6 protein-coding genes are annotated in these 6,164 nt (G+C 73.9%); 3 read left to right on the top strand and 3 right to left on the bottom strand.

Going from position 1 to position 6,164, the window contains the following annotated elements:
- Positions 1-867, bottom strand: an 867-nt coding sequence (locus GT045_RS28690) for a LysR substrate-binding domain-containing protein (protein WP_161335960.1), incomplete at its 3' end; no start/stop codon positions are given.
- Between the two features lie 178 nt (positions 868-1,045).
- Between GT045_RS28690 and GT045_RS28685 the strand changes: the two genes are divergently transcribed.
- A complete protein-coding gene (locus tag GT045_RS28685) occupies positions 1,046-2,128 on the top strand; it encodes a bile acid:sodium symporter family protein (RefSeq protein WP_161335959.1) in 1,083 nt (360 codons plus the stop codon).
- Here the strand turns inward: GT045_RS28685 and GT045_RS28680 are convergent.
- Together GT045_RS28680 and GT045_RS28675 are read right to left on the bottom strand one after the other, a co-directional pair.
- Positions 2,078-3,955, bottom strand: a complete 1,878-nt coding sequence (locus GT045_RS28680) for an exo-alpha-sialidase (protein WP_161335958.1) — start codon at positions 3,953-3,955, stop codon at positions 2,078-2,080. The genes GT045_RS28685 and GT045_RS28680 overlap by 51 nt on opposite strands.
- A gap of 111 nt (positions 3,956-4,066) precedes the next feature.
- Positions 4,067-4,981, bottom strand: a complete 915-nt coding sequence (locus GT045_RS28675; RefSeq protein WP_161335957.1) for a zinc-binding dehydrogenase — start codon at positions 4,979-4,981, stop codon at positions 4,067-4,069.
- Between the two features lie 127 nt (positions 4,982-5,108).
- On the opposite strand from GT045_RS28675, the gene GT045_RS28670 reads away from it, so the two are divergent.
- Both GT045_RS28670 and GT045_RS28665 read left to right on the top strand, forming a co-directional pair.
- Positions 5,109-5,546 carry a MarR family winged helix-turn-helix transcriptional regulator gene (locus tag GT045_RS28670; protein WP_161335956.1) on the top strand — a complete coding sequence of 146 codons (438 nt, stop codon included), beginning with the start codon at positions 5,109-5,111 and terminating at the stop codon, positions 5,544-5,546.
- A gap of 19 nt (positions 5,547-5,565) precedes the next feature.
- The gene (locus tag GT045_RS28665; RefSeq protein ID WP_202529111.1) at positions 5,566-6,093 is read left to right on the top strand and encodes an isochorismatase family protein; all 528 of its coding nucleotides are present in this window, start codon (positions 5,566-5,568) and stop codon (positions 6,091-6,093) included.
- The last annotated feature ends 71 nt before the right edge of the window (positions 6,094-6,164 follow it).

The following is a 6,164-nucleotide window of genomic DNA, read 5'->3' as shown; positions in this document are numbered from 1 at the left end:
CGCCGCCGCCAGCGCGTTCGCGGCGGACTCCGCGGGGCCCCGGCCCCGGCCGTGGACGAGGACGAAGTCGACCTTGCCCAGGTCGGGCAGGCCGGCGTTCCCCCTGGCGCGCGGCTCCGCCCGGCCGGGGGGCACCGCCACGGGCAGCCGGAACAGGCCCGGCGGGATCAGCCGCCGGGAGTGGGCCATCACCCCGAGGCCCGCGCGGGCGGCGGCGATCAGCCCGCTGAGGCTGCCGCTCGTGCACACGATCCGCCACTGCCGGCCCTCCCGCTCCAGGACCTCCAGCGCGCGGGCCCGGGTGATGCCCGGCGGCGGGTACACGATCAGCGGAACGGGCCGGTCCGGGTCCAGCCGCAGCCGCTCGGCGCCGATCCACACCAGGTCGTCGCGCCAGACCAGCTCGCCGCGGGGATCCTCCGGGCGTCGCTTGGCCAGCACCAGGTCGAGCTTCCCGGCGGCCAGCCGCTCGTGCAGGGTGCCGGACAGTTCCACCGTCAGCTCCAGGTCGACCTCCGGATGGTCGTAGCGGAAGCCCTCCAGGATCTCCGGCAGCCGGGTCAGGACGAAGTCCTCCGAGGCGCCGAACCGCAGCCGGCCGCGCACGCGGGTGCCGGTGAAGAAGGCCGTCGCCTGCTCGTGCACCTCCAGGAGGCGGCGGGCGAAGCCGAGCATCGCCTCGCCGTCCTCGGTCAGCTCCACCGAGTGGGTGTCCCGGGTGAACAGCTGCCGGCCGGCCGCGTCCTCCAGCCGCCGCACGTGCTGGCTCACCGTGGACTGACGCAGCCCCAGCCGCCGGGCGGCCTGGGTGAAGCTCAGCGTCTGGGCGACCGCCAGGAAGGTGCGCAGCTGCGTCGGTTCGTACACTCGCCCGAGCCTAGCCGGTGATCGCAGAACGTGATGGCAGTCAGTGCGGTGTGCGGGTTTCCCGATCGAAGGCCGGCGGAGGACGATGGAGGGGGCCCTGTGGGCCCGGACCGTACGACGCACACAGCAACCCACGGCGAATCGGAGCACTGTGAAACGCCTGCGCTGGCCGAGTTGGATGCCGATCGACCCGTACATCGTGGTACTGCTCGCGACGGTGGGCCTCGCCGCGCTGCTCCCGGCCCGGGGAACGGCGGCCGACGTGGCGTCGGGCGCGTCCACGGCGGCGATCGCCTTCCTCTTCTTCCTCTACGGCGCCCGGCTCTCCACCCGTGAGGCGCTGGACGGGCTGAAGCACTGGCGGCTGCACGTCACCGTCCTGGTCTGCACCTTCGTCCTCTTCCCGGTGTTCGGGCTGGCCGCGCGCGGGCTGGTGCCGGTCCTGCTGACCCAGCCCCTCTACCAGGGCCTGCTGTTCCTGACGCTGGTGCCGTCCACGATCCAGTCGTCCATCGCGTTCACCTCGATCGCCCGCGGCAACGTGCCCGCGGCGATCTGCGCCGGATCCTTCTCCTCCCTCGTCGGCATCGTCCTCACCCCGCTGCTCGCGGCGGGGCTGCTCGGCGGGGACGACGTCGGGTTCTCCACGGACTCGCTGGTGAAGATCGTGCTCCAGCTGCTGGTGCCGTTCCTCGCCGGACAGGTGCTGCGGCGCTGGATCGGCGGCTTCGTCACCCGGCACAAGAAGGTCCTCGGCCTGGTGGACCGCGGCTCCATCCTGCTGGTCGTCTACACCGCCTTCAGCGAGGGCATGAACCAGGGCATCTGGCACCAGGTGAGCCCTCTGCGGCTGGCCGGGCTGCTGGGCGTCGAGGCCGTCCTGCTGGCCGTGATGCTGGCCCTGACCTGGTACGGCGCCAGGGCGCTCGGCTTCGGCCGGGCGGACCGGATCGCCATCCAGTTCGCCGGGTCGAAGAAGTCCCTCGCCTCCGGGCTGCCGATGGCGAGCGTCCTGTTCGCCGGCCACGCCTCCCTGGCCGTCCTGCCGCTGATGCTGTTCCACCAGATGCAGCTGATGGTGTGCGCGGTCATCGCCAAGCGCCGCGCCCGCGATCCGGAGGTGACCGAGGAGGCGTCCGAGGAGGCCGCGGGCGCGTCCGAGGAGGCCGTGGACGCGCCCGGGGGGACGGGCGCGGCGGAGACCGAGGGGTCAGCCGCGCACCCGGTCCAGGGGCAGCCACAGGACCGTGTCCTCGGGTGAGCCCAGCACGTCCGGATCGGCCAGCTCCTCGTCGGTGAGCACCCGGTCCCACACCCGCACCTCGTCCAGCGCGCCGGTGAGGGAGGCGCGGCCGTCCATGCGCTGACCGACGTGGACCCCGAAGGGCGAGTTGCGGCTGACCGAGCCCGGGACGTCCGGCGCGGAGGACTCCGTACCGTCGACGGACAGCGACAGCCGTCCGCCGCCCCGGCGCAGGACTGCGTGGTGCCAGCGGCCGTCGTTGTAGGCGGTACCCGTGCGCACGGACACGGTCCGCGGCGCGCCCGCTCCGTCCCGCGCGGTGATCAGCGCCTGCACCCGGTCGCTCGCCGGCTCACCGCGCAGCCACACCTGCGGCTGGCTGCTGCCGATCCCGCCCATCCACAGGAACGGCTGCTCCCCGGTCGTCGCGGTGTACCGGAACCAGAGCGACTCGGTGAAGTCCCTCGTGCCCAGCGGAAGCCCGGCCCGGTACGGCAGCCGGACCGCGTCGCCGGTTCCGTCGAACTCGAGCGCGCCCCCGGACACGCCGTCCGTCCGCCGCGGGTCCCCGAGCACCGCCGCCGGGCGGGCGTGCCGGGCGCGGTCGGGGGTGACCGGGTCGGGGCCGCGGCGCGGCGCGAGCCAGTCCTCGGTGAAGCGGGCGAACCGGATCTCGTCGCGGGCGTCCACCGCACCGCCCTCGTACAGCAGGCCGAGCGTGGCCGGGTCGATGCGCACCAGATCGGAGTAGCCGGACCAGTCCGTGGTGACGACCGTGCCGCGGTCCACGCTGTCCCACGTCCGGCCGCCGTCGTAGGAGGAGCGGATCATCATCGTGCGGCGCCGGTCGGGGTCGCCGGGGCAGGCGAGCAGGACGCGGTCGCCCACCCGCAGCATCGAGCCCTGCACCTGCGGGGCGTACAGGTCCGGCAGGCCGCGGAAGGGAGCGGTGAAGCTGCCGCCGCCGTCGCGGCTGACGGCCTGGGTGCGGTGCCCGAGGTCGGTGCCGTCCTGCTCCCGGCCGCTGACCAGGACCGAACCGTCGTCCCGCTCGACGAGGGTGAGTTCGGAGGGCTTCTGCCGGAAGGTGCCGTCGGAGGCGATGGGCCAGGTGTCCGTGGCACCGATGCGCCAGTGGCCGCCGTGGTCGTCGCTGACGATCAGGGCCGCGTGGTTGGCGGAGACCCTGCTGCCGTCCCAGGTCTCGGTGTTGACGCCGAAGACCAGGCGTCCGGCGTACCGGCCGTGGGTGAGCTGGATGCCGTGCACGGGCCCGGTGGCGTACCACGAGTTCCAGTCGCCGGGCAGGATCTCGGGGCTCAGGTCGCGCGGCCGGGACCAGGTACGGCCGTCGTCGTCGCTGTACTGCAGATGCGGGGTGCGGTCGCAGGGGACCGAGCAGCTCGCCCCGTCCGTGCGGCCCGTGTTGTACGTCTCCGCGAGCCAGACGCGGCCGGTGGAGCGGTCCACGATCGGTGCCGGGTTGCCGTGGGTGTCTCCGGCGCCCTCGTTGACGACCTGGAGCGGCCCCCAGGTGTGTCCGCCGTCCGTGGACCGCTTGACCACGATGTCGATGTCGGCCGCGTCCCCGCAGTTGAGGACGCGTCCCTCGGCGAACGCCAGCAGTGTCCCGGCGGTCGTCCGGACGACCGCCGGGATGCGGAAGCAGGCGTACCCGGGGTCCCGGTCGGCCTTGAACAGCACCTGCTGGTCGAACTGGGCCGTTCTCGCGACGGGCTGGGCGTGCGCCGGTCCGGCGGGTACGAACGGTGCGAGCAGACCGGCCGCGGTCACGGCGGCGGTGGCGAGAACGGATCTGAGACGGGCGCGAAGACCTGACGGCACGGTGCGACCTGCCCTTCGTCGGCCGGACATCTGGACGTCCGGACATCCCACGTCCAACGTGCGTCCCACCGACGGTAGTTGGGGGCAGCATGGCTCACAAGAAGCGTGCACTCACGGGCGCAGGACGACTTTGCCGAGGTTGGCCCGGGTGGTGATCGTCTCGTGTGCCGCCGCCGCGTCCTCGAGCGCGAACTCCCCGTGCACGACGGGTTTCACGGCCCCTTCGGCGAACAACCGCCACAGCTCCTGCCGCCACTGCTCGGCCAGCTCCGGACGGCCGCGGGCGATCAGCGCCATCTGGAAGCCGATCACCGACCTGGCGCCCACCAGCAGGTCGTACGCCTGGATCGTGCCGCCGCCGGAACTGTAGGCGACCAGGCGGCCGTGCGGGGCCAGCGCGCCGAGGGCGGGAGTGAGCAGACCGCCGCCGACCGCGTCCAGCACGCAGTCGACGGGCTCGCCCCAGCCGTCGTCGTACCGCACGCAGTCGTCCACGCCGAGGGAGCGGACGAACTCCGCCTTCCGCCGCTCGGAGACCGCCCCCAGCACCCGCCCGGCACCCCGTGCCCGCGCCAGCTGCACCGCCAGGTGCCCGACGCCGCTCGCCGCCGCCGTGACGAGGACCGACTCTCCCGGCGCGAGCCGCGCGGCCTCCAGCGCCCCGAGCGCCACCAGGCCGCTGCGCACCAGCGCGACCGCCGTCACCGCGTCCGCGCCGTCCGGCACCGGGGAGGCCATGGCCTCGTGCACCACGGCGAACTCGGCGTACCCGTGACCGAAGCACAGCCCCGTCACCCGGTCGCCGACGCGGAACCGGGTCACGCCCTCGCCCGCCGCCACCACCTCGCCCGCGACCTCACCGCCCAGCGGCACCGGCCGCGCGGCTTCGGTCACCTTGCGGACCATCGGCAGGGTGACGCCGACGGCCGCACAGCGCACCAGCAGCTCACCGGGGCCGGCGGCGGGGACGGCCACCTCCTCCAGGAACAGCGGGCCACCGGTGGACTCGTACCGGACACGACGCATCGGAACCTCCACGGGCCGGGGGACCCGGCCCCGTCGATCGTTGGGAACACCCATGAAATCGTTGGGAGCCCCAACGGTAAGTGAGGTTCGTTGGGAAGTCCAATGATTCTTCGGATAGCCTGCCCGCATGGCCGAAGCACCCCTGCCCGCGATCCGCTCCCTGCCCAGCTGGCTCCTCGGCCGGGCCGCCGCGCGGGGCCGCGCCCTGGTCGCGGAGGCCCTCGCGGCCGAAGGGCTGAAGATGTGGCACCACGTCGTCCTCTCCGCCATCCGCGACCTCGCCCCCGTGGCCCAGGCCGATCTCGGCCGCGGCGTGGGTCTCGACCCCAAGGATCTGGTCGGCGTCCTGAACGACCTGCAGTCCGCCGGCCTGGTCGACCGCGCCCCCGACCCCCGCGACCGGCGCAAGAACGCCGTCTCCCTCACCGGCGACGGCGCCCGTCTCCTCCTGCGCTGCGAGGAGGCGGCCCGCGCCGCCAACGACCGGCTGCTCGCCCCCCTGTCGGCCGCCGAACGCGAGCAGTTCACGCGCCTGTTGATCCGGATTTCCGGCACGGACGGCTGACGGCGGCTAACGTTCCGTCATGACCGCAGCTTGCGTGCTCGATCCGCAGCACACCGCCCTCGTCCTCGTCGACCTGATGGACCGCATCGTCGCGCTGCCCCTGGAACCCCGCAAAGGCACCGAAGTCCTCCTCGCGGCGGAGGAGTTGGCCGCCGAGTTCCGCCGCGCCGGCGCCCTCGTGGTGCTCGTGCGGGCCGAGCGTCCCGCCGCCGCCGAGCAACCGCCCGGCAGCGCACTGGTGACCGGTCTCGTCCGCGACGGCGACCTGGAGGTGGTCAAGCGGACGATCGGCGCCTTCCAGGGCACCGGCCTCGACGAGCGGCTGCGCGAACGCGGTGTCACCACGCTGGTGTTCGGCGGCATCGCCACCAACCTGGGCGTGGAGTCCACCGCCCGCGCCGCCGCCGACCTCGGCTACGACCTCGTCTTCGCCGAGGACGCCATGGCCGCGCTCACCGCGGCCGAGCACGAGGCGTCCGTCCGGCTCGACTTCCCGCGCCTGGGCACCGTCGTGACCGCCTCCCGGGTGCGCCTCACCACCGGCTGACCCCTCGGCGGGAGACGGATCGCCCGGGCCTGGCCGGCCCGGGCCGGGAGCGGGGCTGGGGCGGGGTGCCG

Origin of the sequence: Streptomyces sp. SID486 (assembly GCF_009865385.1) — a bacterium.
In the GTDB taxonomy this organism is placed as follows: Bacteria; Actinomycetota; Actinomycetes; order Streptomycetales; family Streptomycetaceae; genus Streptomyces.
The sequence above is the reverse complement of the archived record's forward strand: the minus strand, read 5'-3'. Positions and strand labels throughout refer to the sequence as shown.